This is a genomic window from Pseudomonas sp. NPDC087804 (assembly GCF_044742965.1).
Taxonomy (GTDB): domain Bacteria; phylum Pseudomonadota; class Gammaproteobacteria; order Pseudomonadales; family Pseudomonadaceae; genus Aquipseudomonas; species Aquipseudomonas rustica.
This window is the reverse complement of record NZ_JBIUVN010000002.1, coordinates 290,586-305,773: the sequence shown is the minus strand read 5'-3', so window position 1 is coordinate 305,773 and position 15,188 is coordinate 290,586. Positions and strand designations below refer to the sequence as shown.

Genomic DNA, 15,188 nt, shown 5'->3' with positions numbered 1-15,188 from the left:
CCAAAAGGTGACCCATGAGCTATCCATCCCTGAATTTTGCCCTCGGTGAAACCATCGACATGCTGCGCGATCAGGTTCAGTCCTTTGTCGCCAAGGAGATCGCCCCGCGTGCGGCGCAGATCGACAGCGACAACCTGTTCCCCGCCGACATGTGGCGCAAATTCGGTGACATGGGCCTGCTCGGCATTACCGTGCCAGAAGAGTACGGCGGTGCTGGCCTCGGTTACCTGGCACACGTCGTGGCGATGGAAGAAATCAGCCGCGGCTCGGCCTCGGTGGCGCTGTCCTACGGCGCGCATTCGAACCTCTGCGTCAACCAGATCAATCGCAACGGTAACCACGAACAGAAAACCAAGTACCTGCCGAAACTGATCAGCGGCGAGCACGTCGGCGCATTGGCGATGAGCGAACCGAATGCCGGTTCCGACGTGGTCTCGATGAAATTGCGCGCCGACAAACGCGGCGACCGTTACGTCCTCAACGGCAGCAAAACCTGGATCACCAACGGCCCCGACGCCAACACTTACGTGATCTACGCCAAAACCGATCTGGAAAAAGGCCCGCACGGCATCACCGCATTCATCGTCGAGCGCGACTGGAAAGGCTTCAGCCGCAGCAACAAGTTCGACAAGCTCGGCATGCGCGGCTCCAACACTTGCGAGCTGTTCTTCGATGACGTCGAAGTGCCGGAAGAAAACATCCTCGGCGTGCTCAACGGTGGTGTGAAAGTGTTGATGAGCGGCCTCGATTACGAGCGCGTGGTGCTCTCTGGCGGCCCGACCGGGATCATGCAGTCGTGCATGGACCTGATCGTGCCGTACATCCACGACCGCAAACAGTTCGGTCAAAGCATCGGCGAGTTCCAGCTGATCCAGGGCAAAGTCGCCGACATGTACACCCAACTCAACGCCAGCCGCGCTTATCTCTATGCAGTGGCGCAGGCCTGCGAACGCGGCGAAACCACGCGCAAAGACGCCGCCGGCGTGATCCTCTACACCGCTGAACGCGCCACACAAATGGCCCTCGACGCGATCCAGATTCTCGGCGGTAACGGTTACATCAACGAATTCCCGGCGGGCCGTCTGCTGCGCGACGCCAAGCTGTACGAAATCGGCGCTGGCACCAGTGAGATCCGTCGCATGCTGATCGGTCGCGAACTCTTCAACGAAACGAAATAAATTTCGTCAGCTGCGAGCTGCAAGTTTCAAGCTGCAAGAGAACAGCTTTAACTTGCCGCTCCAAGCTTGCAACTCGTAGCTGCTTACGGAGTAAGCCATGATTCTGCATACACAGCTCAATCCTCGTTCAGCGGAGTTCGCCGCCAACAGCGCGGCGATGCTCAAACAGGTCGACGCCCTGCACACCCTGCTCGCCCAAGTGGCGCAGGGTGGTGGCGCGAAAGCTCAGGAGCGTCACACTTCACGGGGCAAATTGCTGCCGCGTGAACGCATCAACCGTTTGCTCGATCCGGGCTCTCCGTTTCTGGAAATCAGCCAACTGGCGGCCCACGCCGTGTATGGCGAAGACGTGCCGGCGGCCGGTGTGATTGCCGGGATCGGCCGGGTCGAAGGCGTCGAATGCATGATCGTCGCCAACGACGCGACTGTTAAGGGTGGCTCGTACTACCCGCTGACTGTGAAAAAACATCTGCGCGCACAAACCATCGCGCAGCAGAATCGTCTGCCGTGCATCTATCTGGTCGACTCCGGCGGCGCCAACCTGCCGCGTCAGGACGAAGTGTTCCCGGATCGCGAGCACTTCGGGCGGATCTTCTTTAACCAGGCCAACATGAGCGCGATGGGCATTCCGCAAATCGCCGTGGTCATGGGCTCGTGCACTGCGGGCGGCGCTTACGTGCCGGCGATGGCCGACGAAGCGATCATGGTGCGCAATCAGGCGACGATTTTCCTCGCCGGCCCGCCGTTGGTGAAAGCCGCGACCGGTGAAGTGGTCAGCGCCGAAGACCTCGGCGGGGCCGACGTGCACTGCAAGATTTCCGGGGTTGCCGACCATTACGCCGAGAGTGACGAACACGCCCTCGCCCTCGCCCGCCGCAGCGTGGCCAACCTCAACTGGCGCAAGCTCGGCGAAGTGCAACAGCGCGCACCGATTGCGCCGCTGTATGCCAGCGATGAGTTGTACGGCGTGGTTTCGGCGGACGCCAAGCAGCCGTTCGACGTGCGCGAAGTGATTGCACGACTGGTCGACGGTTCGGTGTTCGATGAGTTCAAAGCGCTGTTCGGCGCCACGCTGGTTTGCGGTTTTGCGCATCTGCACGGTTACCCGATCGCGATTCTGGCGAACAACGGCATCCTCTTCGCCGAAGCCGCGCAGAAAGGCGCGCACTTCATCGAGCTGGCCTGTCAGCGCGGCATTCCGTTGCTGTTCCTGCAAAACATCACCGGCTTCATGGTCGGCCAGAAATACGAGGCCGGTGGCATCGCCAAGCACGGCGCGAAACTGGTGACGGCCGTGGCTTGCGCCAAAGTGCCGAAATTCACCGTGATCATCGGCGGCAGTTTCGGCGCCGGTAACTACGGCATGTGCGGCCGCGCTTACGATCCGCGTTTTCTGTGGATGTGGCCGAATGCGCGCATTGGTGTGATGGGCGCTGAACAAGCGGCCGGCGTGTTGGTGCAGGTCAAACGCGAGCAGGCTGAACGCAGTGGCCAAAGCTTCAGTGCCGAGCAGGAAGCCGAGATCAAGCAACCGATCCTCGACCAGTACGAAGAACAGGGTCACCCCTACTATTCCAGCGCACGGCTGTGGGACGACGGCGTTATCGACCCGGCGCAGACCCGCGATGTGCTGGCCCTGGCCTTGTCCGCGTCGCTGAACGCGCCAATCGAACCGAGCCGCTTCGGCGTGTTCCGGATGTGATTCGATCCTGTAGGAGCAAGGCTTGCCCGCGAAGGCGATGTGTCAGTCACATCAATGGTGGAATGACTACTTTCGCGGGCAAGCCTTGCTCCCACAAGAACCGTGGAGACGGAAGAATATGAGCGACTTCAACACCCTCGAACTGCAAAGCGACCCACGGGGTTTCGCCACCCTGTGGCTCAACCGCGCGGAGAAAAACAACGCGTTCAACGCCGAGATGATCCGCGAACTGATCCTCGCCCTCGACAAAGTTGCCAGCGACGCCAGCCTGCGTTTCCTGCTGGTGCGCGGGCGTGGCAAGCACTTCAGCGCCGGCGCCGATCTGGCGTGGATGCAGCAATCGGCCGAGCTCGATTACCACACCAACCTCGACGACGCCCGCGAACTCGCCGAGCTGATGTACAACCTCGCCAAGCTGAAAATCCCCACCGTGGCCGTGGTGCAAGGCGCGGCATTCGGTGGCGCGCTGGGTTTGATCAGTTGCTGCGACATGGCGATCGGTGCCGACGACGCGCAGTTCTGTTTGTCGGAAGTGCGCATCGGTCTGGCGCCGGCGGTGATCAGTCCGTTCGTGGTGCAAGCCATTGGCGAACGTGCAGCGCGGCGTTATGCGCTGACCGCTGAACGTTTTGGCGGTCAGCGGGCACGGGAAATCGGTTTGTTGTCCGACAGCTATCCGGCCGCTGAACTGGAGCAACAGGTCGAACAGTGGATCAACAATCTGCTGCTCAACAGCCCCGCTGCCATGCGCGCCAGCAAGGATTTGTTGCGTGAAGTCGGCAACGGCGCGTTGACCCCGGCGCTGCGCCGCTACACCGAAAATGCCATCGCTCGCATCCGCGTCAGCCCGGAAGGTCAGGAAGGTCTGCGGGCCTTTCTGCAAAAACGTCCGCCGAGCTGGCAAGCCGAAACCACCACCAAGGAGCCGCGTTGATGAGCGCACCCGTTCTCACCACCCTGCTGGTGGCCAACCGTGGCGAAATCGCATGCCGCGTGATGCGCACCGCCAAAGCCTTGGGCCTGACCACCGTCGCCGTGCACAGCGCCACCGACCGTGAGGCGCGGCACAGCCGTGAAGCGGATATCCGCGTCGATCTCGGCGGCAGCAAAGCGGCTGACAGTTATTTGCAAATCGACAAACTGATTGCGGCGGCCAAGGCCAGCGGCGCGCAGGCGATTCATCCGGGTTACGGCTTTCTGTCGGAGAACGCCGGGTTCGCCCGCGCGATTGAAGCGGCCGGGCTGATTTTCCTCGGCCCCCCGGCCTCGGCCATCGACGCGATGGGCAGCAAATCGGCGGCCAAGGCGTTGATGGAAACTGCCGGCGTGCCTTTGGTGCCGGGTTATCACGGCGAAGCGCAGGATCTCGAGACCTTCCGTGCTGCCTGCGAACGCATCGGTTATCCGGTGTTGCTTAAGGCTACGGCCGGCGGCGGTGGCAAAGGCATGAAGGTTGTTGAAGAGGTCGGCCAGCTCGCCGAAGCACTCGCCTCCGCACAGCGTGAAGCGCAGTCGTCGTTCGGCGATTCGCGGATGCTGGTGGAGAAATATCTGCTGAAACCGCGTCACGTCGAAATTCAGGTGTTCGCCGATCAGCATGGCAATTGCCTGTACCTGAATGAGCGTGATTGCTCGATTCAGCGGCGGCATCAGAAAGTCGTTGAAGAGGCGCCAGCACCGGGCCTGTCCGCTGAACTGCGTCGGGCGATGGGCGAAGCGGCTGTACGTTCGGCGCAGGCGATCGGTTATGTCGGCGCCGGCACGGTGGAGTTTCTGCTGGATGCGCGTGGCGAATTCTTCTTTATGGAGATGAACACGCGCCTTCAAGTTGAACACCCAGTGACCGAGGCGATCACTGGTCTGGATCTGGTCGCCTGGCAGATTCGTGTGGCGCGGGGTGAAGCGCTGCCGATCACTCAGGAGCAGGTGCCGCTCAATGGCCATGCGATTGAAGTGCGCTTGTATGCCGAAGACCCTTCGAATGATTTTCTGCCGGCCACCGGGCGTCTGGATTTGTATCGCGAGTCGGCTGAAGGGCCTGGGCGTCGAGTGGACAGCGGGGTTGAGGAAGGTGATGAGATTTCGCCGTTCTACGACCCGATGCTCGGCAAGCTGATTGCCTGGGGCGAGGATCGTGAACAGGCGCGCCTGCGTTTGTTGAGCATGCTCGATGAATTTGCGATTGGCGGGTTGAAGACCAACATCAACTTTCTGCGGCGGATCATCGCGCATCCGGCGTTTGCGGCGGCGGAACTGGATACCGGGTTTATTCCGCGCTATCAGGCGCAATTGCTGCCAGCGCCGAGCGAATTGAGTGACGGGTTCTGGCAGGCGGCGGCGCAGGCGTTTGCGCAGAGTTTGCCGAGCGTTGTGCGGGCGGATGATGCTGCTTCACCGTGGTCGCGGAACAGCGGATTGCGCGCGGGTTTGCCTCGGGAAATTACCCTGCATTTGAGTTGCGAAGGGCAGGATCGGGCGTTGACGCTGGGGGCTGGCGGTGATGCAAAACTGCTCGGCGATTCGCTGGTTGTTGAACACGAAGGCGTGCGTCGGACCTTGCGGGCTATTCGTCAGGGTGATGCGCTGTATCTGCAATGGGAAGGCGAGTTGCGTCGCGTCGAAGCTTACGACCCGATCAGTGCGGTGGAAGCCAGTAACAGTCATCAGGGCGGTCTGACGGCACCGATGAACGGCAGCATCGTGCGGGTCTTAGTCGAGGCCGGGCAAACGGTCGAAGCCGGTGCGCAACTGGTGGTGCTGGAAGCGATGAAGATGGAGCACAGCATCCGTGCGCCGCATGCCGGGGTGATCAAAGCGCTGTATTGCCAGGAAGGTGAAATGGTCGGCGAAGGCAGCGCTTTGGTTGAACTGGAAGCAGTGTGAATAAAGAGACCGATCCTACACCTGGCGAGGATCGGTCTGACTAGAAGCGCGCCGTTGCCTGCACCACCACGCCGAGGATTCGACACTCATCGGTGAACAAGGCTTTCGGCCAAGTCGGATTGAGCGGTATCAGGTAACGCTGGCCGCCCTCTTCGTCGAGCTTGCGGAAAATCGCTTCATGGCTGTCCGACCACTGGGCGATCACCAGTTTGCCGGGGACTGCCTCTGCCTCCGGATCGACCAGAATCAGCATGCCTTCGGGGATGCTCGTGCCTTTGGGCGCGGTCATCGAATCGCCTGACACCCTCAGCCAGAACGCGGCGCCGCGAGCGTGATAATCCGTCAGCTCGAAGCGTTGCCTGTCCTCGTGTTTGCCGTAGGGCTGCGGCGCACTTTCCCGCGCTTGCAGTGGCGCGCTCCATTCGCTCACCGGGTAGCGAAAGTAAGGGTTATATTTCTGCGTCAGCGGCATGTCGTCGTTCGCCACGGGCTGCGGCTCGCGAATGACCATCGCCACTTCGAGAAAATCCATGCCCAGCGCTTGCAGCACGCGGTTCATCTCCGCGACGCCCGGTTCACGACGCTTGTTCAGCCAATGGCCGATGCCGCCCTGGGACATGCCAACACGCTCTCCGAGCTCTGTTTGAGTGATTTTGAGTTCACTCATTTTGGCCTTGACCAACTCAATCCATTTATCCATGTGCGGCACCTTACGCGGGACGCCTTCGGCCAGCAAAACACAAATTGTCGTATTTAAATTCTGGTCACAACTACGCATCGTACTATGCTGATCGCACGGACAGTTAATCAAACAAGGAGTGGCCCTTCATCATGAACATCAGCAGCAAAGACTTGCCCGACCTGCAAATGGACACCACGTTCACCTCGCCCCAAGGCAACGCCGCCGCGCAACGAGCGCTGGACTATTACTTGAAACCAACTGTGTCGACACCCGAGGTCGATGAGCGTTTTTTCGACGTCAATCGGCATGTCAGCGGCGAAGAAGCACTGGTACACGCCTCCGACCTATTGCGCTGCGCAGCCGCCACCGCTTTCAAGGCAGCAGAAAACCTGCAAGGCGCGAGTCGCGATCTGGCATTTTCGGTGGTGCATATGGTGGATATGGCGCGGGCGATGGTCGACCACTCGCTGGATGGCGATGAAGTTTGAGGAACGGGGGTTCGAACGGACAGGAAAGAATTTTCCAATCGCGCAGATAAAAACATTTGACTTGCAAATGATAATGATTATTATTGCATGCAGCTGATCGCGAGATCAGTCGATGGACCAGAGACCTTAGGTCGGTCTTCTGGACTATCTCCTCATCAGGCTAATCACGGTTTTTGACCCGGATTTTTTCCGGGTCTTTTTTTTACCCGTTTTTCGGGCTTGTGGCTTCAGGCTAATGAAGTCTTTAGGTGCTGCAAATTCGATGGCGCGGATAATATCAAAAGAATATCGATTGGCAAGCCAAGCCCGGCCGCATTGGGGCAAACTAACGACAAATAGCACTTGAGAATCAATCGCATAATCTCTAAGCTGCCTCCGCGTCATGGAGGACGCCCCCGCCACAACCCCGCAATTACCCTCGGTTTCAGCCCAATCTTGTGTAAAGTATCGGCCATAACAATCCTGATCAGGAACCGATATGACCGTGGCCAAATCTTCGTTCGACATCAGCGCCAATTTCGACAGCGGCAACATCCAAGTCATCGACATCAGCAATCCGCTCAGCCCGGTTCTGGCTATCCGCCCGGACACGCGCAGCGCCCATTTTCAGTGGTTCCACTTCAAGGCCAGCGGCTTGCACGTCGGTCAGGAACACTGGTTCCGTTTGAACAACGCCAGCCAGTCCTCGTACAACAAAGCCTGGGATGGCTATCAAGCCGTGGCCTCCTACGATCACGTCAACTGGTTCCGCGTACCAACAATTTTCGAAGGCGATTGCTTGCGCTTCTGCCTCGAAGCCACGCAGACCCACGCCTGGTTCGCCTACTTCGAACCGTACAGCCGTGGCCGTCACGACTGGCTGATCGAGCAGGCGCTGACCAAGGCCGGCACTGAACTGCTCGCCACGGGCAAAAGCGTCGAAGGCCGCGACATCCAGTTGCTGCGCAAAGGCTCGGGCGCTGGAGGCCAGCGCAAAGTCTGGATCATCGCCCAGCAACACCCCGGCGAGCACATGGCCGAATGGTTCATGGAAGGCATCATCGAACGTCTGGAACGTCACGAAGATCCGGTGCTCAACAAGCTGCTGACCAGCGCCGATCTGTACCTGGTGCCGAACATGAACCCGGACGGCGCTTTCCACGGCCACCTGCGTACCAACGCCATGGGCCAGGATTTGAACCGCGCCTGGCAGAACGCCAGTCAGGAAGTCAGCCCCGAGGTACTTTTCGTACAGCAGCAGATGGAAAAGTATGGCGTCGATTTCTTCCTTGACGCACACGGTGACGAGGAAATCCCTCACGTGTTCACCGCCGGTTGCGAAGGCAATCCGGGTTACACGCCGCGCATCGAGAAGCTTGAAGAACACTTCCGCAGTCACCTCAAGCACACCACCAAAGACTTCCAGACCAAGTACGGCTATGTTCGCGACGAACCGGGTCAGGCCAACATGACCCTGGCTTGCAACAGCGTCGGCCAGAAATACGACTGCCTGTCGCTGACCCTGGAAATGCCGTTCAAGGATCACGACGACCATCCCGACAAAGAAACCGGCTGGTCGGGCAAACGCTCGAAACAACTGGGCAAAGACGTGCTGACCACCATCGCCGACATGGTCGACACCCTGCGCTGATCCCCTGCCCTCCACGCAAAAAAAAGATCGCAGCCTGACTGCGATCTTTTGCTTCAGGCCGTAGCTTTACGCGCCGGCCCGCCCCCTGACTCACTCAATGACGATCGCGACCGCGCAACATGCTGTCGAGCACCTCATCGCGGCGCACCCAGCCATGAAACAGCGCCGCCGCCAGGTGCAGCAGCACCGTCAGAAACAGCAGGTACGCCAGATAACCATGGGCCTTGCGCAGCCACGCAAACAACTGCGCATCGGCCGGCACAATCGACGGCAACTGCAGCGTAGTGCTGAGCATCACCGGTTCACCCGAGGCGCTGATCATCGCCCAACCGAGCAGCGGCAACACCAGCATCAACGCGTACAACAACAGATGCGAAGCCTTGGCCGCCAATACCTGAAAGTCCGGCAGATCCGCTGGCAAAGGGGGTTGGCGCGTGGTCAAACGCACCAGCAGACGCACGACAACCAATACCAGAATCGCAATGCCCAACGGCTTGTGCAGATGGATCAGCCATTCATGCCGCTCTGAAACAGACGTCACCATCCCCGCGCCAATAAACAGCATGGCGATGATCATCAGCGCCATCAGCCAGTGCAGCAGTCGCGCCAACAATACGAAATGCGTCGGTTGAGTTCTCATGGGCGAGCCTCCTGTTTGGCGGCGGGCAACTGGCTGACTTCGCTGGTGCGACGCAGGTAAGAATCGGCGTAACCGGCGGAGCGCGCGGCGAGCAACGGATCGGCGGTGCCTTGAATCCCGGCCGGCAACACAAGAGGGTCGTAGTTGATGTCGCGACACTCGCCACTGAGTTGTGGCTGGGTTTTCTCCAGCACCAAGGTGCCGGCGTTGACCACTTTGCGCCCCGCCGGCCAGGTTTTACTGGCGTCGTTGACCGGATCCTCAGGATTGGCCAAGGTGATATTCAACTGAAACCGCAGCGGCGCGGCGGCCAGTTTTTGCACCAGATCCTTCTCAAGAAAATCGCCGCCCTCAGGTGCCGTCGCCCCTGCTGCATCCTGCGCCAACGGCGTCATGCTCCAGCGTACCGCCTGCTTTTTGCCGCTGGCGTCGACCAGATAAAACGCGTTGACGCTGTTATAGGTTTCCGTGGCGTAACTGGCCGACGGCTTGGCGGTTTTCACCCACGTCAAAAACGACACCGCTTCCGGGTGCGAGGCGAAAAAGGCTGGTACCTTGCTCGGATCCGGTTTGCCCGTCGCGGGATCCGGCGACTGCGCCTGTTGCAATTGATAGAACGCCTCGGGCGTGCCGACCGGGAACACCGGCATGCTGTTCATCCCGGTGCGCCACTGCTGCCCGTTGGCCTGAGTGAAACGCAGCGCCAGACTGCGAATCGGCACGCTGCTGTCCGGCGCATAAGGGTTGCCCGCCGGCAGTGCGAAACGTCCGACCACCGGGGTACTCGGATCATTGAACACCTGGGCGGTGGAGAACACCCGCGCCTCGCCGCTGCTCTCGAAATGGCCGATCACGCAGACGCCTTTGGCATGATTACGGCGAAATCCCGGATGCACGCCGTTGTTCTTTTCCAGCACATCGACCAGCGCTTTCGGCGTCAGACGCTGTGGGTCAAAGTTGCCATGCACGTAGGCAAACGCCCCGGCTACGGCGGCGACCACCACGGCGATGCCGCCTAGACGCAAGATCAGGCTCGCGGCACTCAAGGGCGGGCGCTGCGGCCTTTCGGGCGGGGCAGCGTTGGGGGATGAGCGATCAACCATGAACGACTCCAGGGCCATCGGCCACGAGTAGGAAGAATCAGCAAGACGCGCCCCGTCGCGGTTTATTCCACGGCCCGGTATTTATTTTTCCGAACGTGGAATAACCTGCCACGGCGGACGTCTCCCTAGTCCACAGCGTAGTGACTAGCAGAACTTCATGAGCGAATTCGACGAACAGTTGAGAGAAATCATTCCCAGATTGCGCCGCTTTGCCGTGTCGTTGACGCGCAACAGCAGCAGCGCAGACGATCTGGTGCAGGCGAGCCTGGAGCGCGCCCTGTCGAGTTGGGGCGATAAACGTGCCGACGGCGATTTGCGAGCCTGGCTGTTTGCGATCCTCTATCGACAATTTCTCGACGCCCACCGCCGCTCCCGGCGCTATGCGCGGATGCTCGAATTTTTCACCGGACGTGACGACGCCGAACCCTCGGTCGAGCGCACAGTGATCGCCCAATCGACCCTGCAAGCCTTCGACCGACTGCCCACTGAACAGCGCGCCCTGCTGCTGATGGTCTCGGTCGAGGGCCTGACTTATAAAGAGGTCGCCGAGATTCTTGGCGCCCCGATCGGCACCGTGATGTCGCGCCTGTCCCGCGCCCGCCAGGCCTTGCGCCAACTCAGCGACGGCGAAATCAGCAGCCCTTCTTTGCGGATACTCAAATGATCAGCCTGCCTCCCAGCGAGCGTGATTTGCACGCCTACATCGACCACCAACTCAGCGACGCCGACCGGCGTGTGCTGGAGACCTGGCTGGCCGCTCACCCGGATGAAGCCGCGCAAGTGCGCGCCTGGCAACAGGACGCCCAGCAACTGCGCGCGGCACTCAGCGGCGCGTTGCAGCAACCAGCCAATCCGGAGCTTGACCCGGCGCTGATTCGTCAGCGCCGCCAGCGTCAGTCACGGCGCCATCTGGCCAGTGCGGCGATGTTGCTGATCGCGGTCAGCATCGGTGGTTTCAGTGGTTGGCAGGCACGGGAAATGACCCTTGTGCGTTCTTCGATGTTGCCGATGACCGACGCCCTTCAGGCCTATCGATTGATTGCCCAGCAAGGCATGTTGCCGGCGGATTACAAGGTCGACAGTGACGGCGACATGCAGCGTTGGCTTGATCGATATTTCAATCAGGCCAGCCGTTTGCCAGATCTGAAAGCGGCCGGGTTTGAACCGGTCAGCGGGCGCCTGCTGAGCACCGATGAAGGCCCGGCGGCGATGGTGCTGTATGAGGATGGCAGCGGGCACAAGGTGAGTTTCTACGTGCGCCCGCCGGGGCCGAAGAACACCTTTTTGCCGCGCGGTAGCCGCAGTGACGGGGATTTGCAGGCTGAGTACTGGTCGGGTGGCGGGTACAACTATGCGGTGGTGAGCCCGATCGAACTCAAGCCATCACTGCCATTCTGAAAAACACCGCAAAAACCCTGTAGGAGTGAGCCTGCTCGCGATATCGGTGTATCAGCCCCATCATTTTCAATGACACACCGTTATCGCGAGCAGGCTCACTCCTACAGGGGATCGCGTGCGATTAAAACCCGACGTCGAGTACTACGTTATCCAGGTAGGTGCCTGCCGGCGGCGTGGTCTGGTCGGTGTAGATTTTTGCGTTGTAGGTGAAGATCTGGCTGCCTGTGCCCAGTCCGTTGCCGGGGTTGACCTCGGCATCGGTGCTCGACCGACGTGCCGTGCCGACACTGCCCCAGCGCGTTGTCCCGGCGCTTTTGAAGATGTCGTAGGCCATATAATTGCTGCCGGAAATCATCCGCCGCCGCCCGCCCACGCTTACTGCATTCTGCCCGTCGCTCAAGCCCACGGTGTAAGCGCTGCCCTTGGTGCACGCCAGATTAATGGTCTGCCCGCTCACCGGGGTGAACGCACTAATCACTGGCGCGCTGCCGAAGGCGATGTTCGGCGCGGTGATCGTGCAGTCATTGGACACGGTCAGGCTCACCGTCAAAGTAGTCGTAGCGTTGTTGATATCGCGACCGATGCAGATCGCCCCAATGCCAATCCCCGAACAGTAATTCCAGTTCCAGAAAATGCTCAGCGTCTCGGTGTAGACCCCGGCGGCGACGTTGCTGCCAATGGTTGTGCCCAAATACAGCGGCACGGTTTTCGGCGTCGTGCCGTTGAGCAGGCCCAAGGCATCAATGATGCCGTTGCGGGCGAAGTCATAAGCGGTGCCACGGGTCAGCGGGTAGCTGGTGCTGTTGTTGGCGTAAATCGTGTAACTGATGACATCGCCGGTCGGCCCGACCAGACCACTTTGGGTCGAAGTCACGGTACCCCAGAAATGGTCGTTGCTGGTCAGCAAGGACAGCAGCGATCCGGTGCAGCTCAACCCGCCATTCAACGTCGAACTGGGTTGAGAGGTGGTGCGCACGGCGATCGAACTGATCGAACCGAATGACGCTGGGGTCGTCCCCACCACCGAGCACAACGCCTGCGCCGCCCCCGGCAGCATCAGCGCCAGCCACAAAAACATCCGTGCAACCGTCATTGGCACACCAGTGGGCCGATCAGCGGCACCTGGTTCTGCTGCATATCGACCGGGAATTGCACTCGACAGGTGCTGCCATCGGCCAACGTCACTTGCAGGGAATTCTGCGCTTCGAGATTTTCCAGATAGACCAGGCCATCCCAGCCCACCACCGTCCGCGCGCCGCTCTGTTCGTGCAGCACGCCAGCGCCCAACGGCAGTTCGCGTTTCTGCGCGTCGATCAGCACGATGCTCGCGGCAATCACCCGCGTCAGCGGAAACTCCAGCAGATAACCACTGCCACGCCGCACGGCAATGCGCTGTTCGACGTTGGGGCTGCGCACATTTGGCGGCAGGTTGAGCGGATCGATCTCGTATTTGCCGCGGTAATAGGCGCTGCTCCACGGCACCAGCAAATGGCCGTTCTTGTCCGTCTCGCCGACTTGCTGATTTTCGTAGCGCACCGGAATGTTGGAAAAACCTTCAGTGCTGACCACAACAAAAGCATCGTCGATGCGGTTGGCGGCGAACACTTGCTTGTCCATCCACACCAGCGAACCACTGGCATCGGCCCAACGGGTTTCGGCGTCGGACGAACCGTAAACCCCGGCCTGCAACTGCACCGATTGCAGACGCCAAGTCACGTCGGCCTGTCGATAGTCCGGGCCATCGCCCTTGGCGTAACCCAGATTGAAACCTACGCCGCCCTCGGTCGGCACCGCCCGGCTGTAGTTGACCCGCTGCTGGCTCTGCCCGGTTTTGCTGCGCTCGGTGCTGATCGCCAGGCTGCCGCGTAAATCGAACGGAATCACCACTTGCGCCTGCACCGCCCAGTTGCTGTCGCCGATTTCGCGGTTGGCTGACAGGTAGAAACTGCTGTTGCGCCACAGCGGTTTGCTCCAGCTCAGGTTGAGCAATTGTGTGCGTGAATCGTCCGCCGCGCGCACATCGAAATACCCGGCGCCGAGGCTGCCCCAACGGTCGAGGTTAACGCTGAGGGTCGCCTGTTCACTGCGCCGACTGAGGCTGATGTACGGCGTGTCGACCACAGTCAGGTCAGCGTATTGATCGTGGCGTTGCAGGCGCTGATAAGAAAAACTGAAACGCTGATTGCTGTACTGGTAACCGAGGCTTAACTGCTGACCGCCTTCGCCGTCGAAACGACTTTGACTCATGGCGCTGTTGAGCACACCGAAATTACCCAGCCGCAGATTGCCGCCGAGGCCACCGAGGGTCAGCGAGTCGGAGGCTTCAGCGTGGCTTTCCAGGGTAAAACTGTCGCTGACGCCGTAGCGCAGGCTGCCGGAGGTTACGCCCGGGCCGTAGTTGAAATCCTTCAAAGCGTAATCGCGACGCAGGGAACCGGCGGCCACGGAAAAATCGCTCAAGCCTTTTTGCAACAAGCTGCTGGTGACATAGAACGGCACCGTGGTCGACACCTGTCGACCCAACGCATCCGTGGTCACCACCACGGCTTCTCCCGCGCCGTTGATAAATGGAATGTTGGTCAGCGTGTACGGCCCCGGTTGCAGTTCGGCACTGCTGGATTTGTAGCCGTTGATAAACAGATCGACCGAGGACGGCACCGCCGCTTCGCCGGCAAATTGCGGCAACGGATAGGTGACCAGATCCGGGCGCACGGCGAAGTCCCGCGAGAACTGCACGCCACCGAGACGCACCGAACTGCTCCAAGGCAAGGCGCCGCTGATCACGTCGCCGGCCTCGTAAGTGAGCATTCGCTCGTCATCGGAATAACGCCAGGTGGTGTCGTAGCGCAGGTAACCGTTGTCCAGTGTGCTGACTGAATCGCCGGACAACGTGCGTCGATATTGCCCGGTGTTGGACAGCGTGCCCCAACTGTCGAACAGGCGCACTTCGTTCCACGCCGCTAAATAGGTGCCGGCATCATCGGTGTCGTTGAGATAGAGGTCGTAGTTGAACAACGCGCCGAAACTGCTCAGCGCCGGAGTGCGCGGATAGGCTTGGCGATTACCGATGAACTGTTCTGGCAGCCATTCCGGCGGCACGTTGAGCAGCAAGCGTTGACCGACGCTGTCGTATTCGCTGTGCAGACCGGGCAGGCTGTCGAGGTCGACTTCAGTGCCGATGTTTTCAGGCAGTTTCATACCGGTTTCACGCAGCGCCGTGGCGGGTAAAAACAGGCGCCCGCCGCGCTGCTGCACCGCCACCACTTGCCCGGTATTCATCTGGTTGACCACCAGTTCGAGAAACAACTGTGCATCGCTGACGGCCTCCATGCCGCTGGGCGGTGGCGGCAGTTCGCCGGCCCCGGACGGTTGAACGAACACCAGGCAGCACGCGCCGGTGAGATACCACAACGGACGCTGAATACGGCGAGCCCATCCTCGGCTCATACGCGCTTTACGTCCGTCAATGGACTGAATCCTCCTG

The 15,188-nt window shown here is 60.3% G+C and carries 14 protein-coding genes; 8 read left to right on the top strand and 6 right to left on the bottom strand.

The annotated features are described in order from the left end of the window. Positions 1-14 precede the first annotated feature (14 nt). The 4 genes from ACIOMO_RS08465 (at position 15) to ACIOMO_RS08450 (ending at position 5,763) form a co-directional block, all read left to right on the top strand. On the top strand, positions 15-1,178 hold the full coding sequence (locus tag ACIOMO_RS08465) for an isovaleryl-CoA dehydrogenase (RefSeq protein ID WP_053121705.1): 1,164 nt from the start codon (positions 15-17) through the stop codon (positions 1,176-1,178). 97 nt (positions 1,179-1,275) lie between these two features. Beyond that, positions 1,276-2,880 (top strand): carboxyl transferase domain-containing protein, encoded by a 1,605-nt coding sequence (locus ACIOMO_RS08460; RefSeq protein WP_401239889.1) that lies wholly within the window; start codon positions 1,276-1,278, stop codon positions 2,878-2,880. 118 nt (positions 2,881-2,998) lie between these two features. After that, positions 2,999-3,814 carry a gamma-carboxygeranoyl-CoA hydratase gene (locus tag ACIOMO_RS08455; RefSeq protein ID WP_401239886.1) on the top strand — a complete coding sequence of 272 codons (816 nt, stop codon included), beginning with the start codon at positions 2,999-3,001 and terminating at the stop codon, positions 3,812-3,814. After that, entirely contained in the window at positions 3,814-5,763 is a 1,950-nt protein-coding gene (locus ACIOMO_RS08450; protein ID WP_401239883.1) for an acetyl/propionyl/methylcrotonyl-CoA carboxylase subunit alpha, read from the top strand. The genes ACIOMO_RS08455 and ACIOMO_RS08450 overlap by 1 nt, the downstream gene beginning before the upstream one ends. Positions 5,764-5,803: 40 nt before the next feature. Here the strand turns inward: ACIOMO_RS08450 and ACIOMO_RS08445 are convergent, their stop codons facing one another. After that, the gene (locus ACIOMO_RS08445; RefSeq protein WP_401239880.1) at positions 5,804-6,463 is read right to left on the bottom strand and encodes a LexA family protein; all 660 of its coding nucleotides are present in this window, start codon (positions 6,461-6,463) and stop codon (positions 5,804-5,806) included. A gap of 131 nt (positions 6,464-6,594) precedes the next feature. Here ACIOMO_RS08445 and ACIOMO_RS08440 point away from each other — a divergent pair, with 131 nt between their 5' ends. Next, positions 6,595-6,933, top strand: coding sequence for a DUF6124 family protein (locus ACIOMO_RS08440; RefSeq protein WP_053121713.1), 339 nt, complete (start codon positions 6,595-6,597; stop codon positions 6,931-6,933). A gap of 144 nt (positions 6,934-7,077) precedes the next feature. On the opposite strand, the gene ACIOMO_RS08435 is transcribed toward ACIOMO_RS08440, so the two are convergent. After that, entirely contained in the window at positions 7,078-7,440 is a 363-nt protein-coding gene (locus ACIOMO_RS08435) for a hypothetical protein (RefSeq protein WP_212551224.1), read from the bottom strand. Between ACIOMO_RS08435 and ACIOMO_RS08430 the strand changes: the two genes are divergently transcribed. Further along, positions 7,412-8,563, top strand: a complete 1,152-nt coding sequence (locus ACIOMO_RS08430; protein ID WP_401239877.1) for a M14-type cytosolic carboxypeptidase — start codon at positions 7,412-7,414, stop codon at positions 8,561-8,563. The genes ACIOMO_RS08435 and ACIOMO_RS08430 overlap by 29 nt on opposite strands. Positions 8,564-8,657: 94 nt before the next feature. Here the strand turns inward: ACIOMO_RS08430 and ACIOMO_RS08425 are convergent, their stop codons facing one another. Further along, positions 8,658-9,203, bottom strand: coding sequence for a cytochrome b (locus ACIOMO_RS08425; protein ID WP_401239874.1), 546 nt, complete (start codon positions 9,201-9,203; stop codon positions 8,658-8,660). After that, positions 9,200-10,306, bottom strand: a complete 1,107-nt coding sequence (locus ACIOMO_RS08420) for a catalase family peroxidase (RefSeq protein WP_401239871.1) — start codon at positions 10,304-10,306, stop codon at positions 9,200-9,202. Before ACIOMO_RS08420 ends, ACIOMO_RS08425 begins: the two co-directional genes overlap by 4 nt. 157 nt (positions 10,307-10,463) lie before the next feature. On the opposite strand from ACIOMO_RS08420, the gene ACIOMO_RS08415 reads away from it, so the two are divergent. Next, a complete protein-coding gene (locus ACIOMO_RS08415) occupies positions 10,464-10,970 on the top strand; it encodes a sigma-70 family RNA polymerase sigma factor (protein WP_053121724.1) in 507 nt (168 codons plus the stop codon). Then, on the top strand, positions 10,967-11,704 hold the full coding sequence (locus tag ACIOMO_RS08410) for an anti-sigma factor (protein WP_053121725.1): 738 nt from the start codon (positions 10,967-10,969) through the stop codon (positions 11,702-11,704). The genes ACIOMO_RS08415 and ACIOMO_RS08410 overlap by 4 nt, the downstream gene beginning before the upstream one ends. A gap of 121 nt (positions 11,705-11,825) precedes the next feature. Here the strand turns inward: ACIOMO_RS08410 and ACIOMO_RS08405 are convergent, their stop codons facing one another. Continuing rightward, positions 11,826-12,797, bottom strand: coding sequence for a spore coat protein U domain-containing protein (locus tag ACIOMO_RS08405; protein ID WP_401239867.1), 972 nt, complete (start codon positions 12,795-12,797; stop codon positions 11,826-11,828). Then, complete coding sequence (locus tag ACIOMO_RS08400) at positions 12,794-15,151, bottom strand: fimbria/pilus outer membrane usher protein (RefSeq protein ID WP_401239864.1); 2,358 nt, start codon at positions 15,149-15,151, stop codon at positions 12,794-12,796. Before ACIOMO_RS08400 ends, ACIOMO_RS08405 begins: the two co-directional genes overlap by 4 nt. Between the last annotated feature and the right edge of the window lie 37 nt (positions 15,152-15,188).

Coding starts and splice junctions, on each gene's coding strand:
- ACIOMO_RS08465 (WP_053121705.1), top strand. CDS start 15: ATGAGCTATCCATCCCTGAATTTTGCCCTCGGTGAAACCATCGACATG.
- ACIOMO_RS08460 (WP_401239889.1), top strand. CDS start 1,276: ATGATTCTGCATACACAGCTCAATCCTCGTTCAGCGGAGTTCGCCGCC.
- ACIOMO_RS08455 (WP_401239886.1), top strand. CDS start 2,999: ATGAGCGACTTCAACACCCTCGAACTGCAAAGCGACCCACGGGGTTTC.
- ACIOMO_RS08450 (WP_401239883.1), top strand. CDS start 3,814: ATGAGCGCACCCGTTCTCACCACCCTGCTGGTGGCCAACCGTGGCGAA.
- ACIOMO_RS08445 (WP_401239880.1), bottom strand. CDS start 6,463: ATGGATAAATGGATTGAGTTGGTCAAGGCCAAAATGAGTGAACTCAAA.
- ACIOMO_RS08440 (WP_053121713.1), top strand. CDS start 6,595: ATGAACATCAGCAGCAAAGACTTGCCCGACCTGCAAATGGACACCACG.
- ACIOMO_RS08430 (WP_401239877.1), top strand. CDS start 7,412: ATGACCGTGGCCAAATCTTCGTTCGACATCAGCGCCAATTTCGACAGC.
- ACIOMO_RS08435 (WP_212551224.1), bottom strand. CDS start 7,440: ATGTCGAACGAAGATTTGGCCACGGTCATATCGGTTCCTGATCAGGAT.
- ACIOMO_RS08425 (WP_401239874.1), bottom strand. CDS start 9,203: ATGAGAACTCAACCGACGCATTTCGTATTGTTGGCGCGACTGCTGCAC.
- ACIOMO_RS08420 (WP_401239871.1), bottom strand. CDS start 10,306: ATGGTTGATCGCTCATCCCCCAACGCTGCCCCGCCCGAAAGGCCGCAG.
- ACIOMO_RS08415 (WP_053121724.1), top strand. CDS start 10,464: ATGAGCGAATTCGACGAACAGTTGAGAGAAATCATTCCCAGATTGCGC.
- ACIOMO_RS08410 (WP_053121725.1), top strand. CDS start 10,967: ATGATCAGCCTGCCTCCCAGCGAGCGTGATTTGCACGCCTACATCGAC.
- ACIOMO_RS08405 (WP_401239867.1), bottom strand. CDS start 12,797: ATGACGGTTGCACGGATGTTTTTGTGGCTGGCGCTGATGCTGCCGGGG.
- ACIOMO_RS08400 (WP_401239864.1), bottom strand. CDS start 15,151: ATGAGCCGAGGATGGGCTCGCCGTATTCAGCGTCCGTTGTGGTATCTC.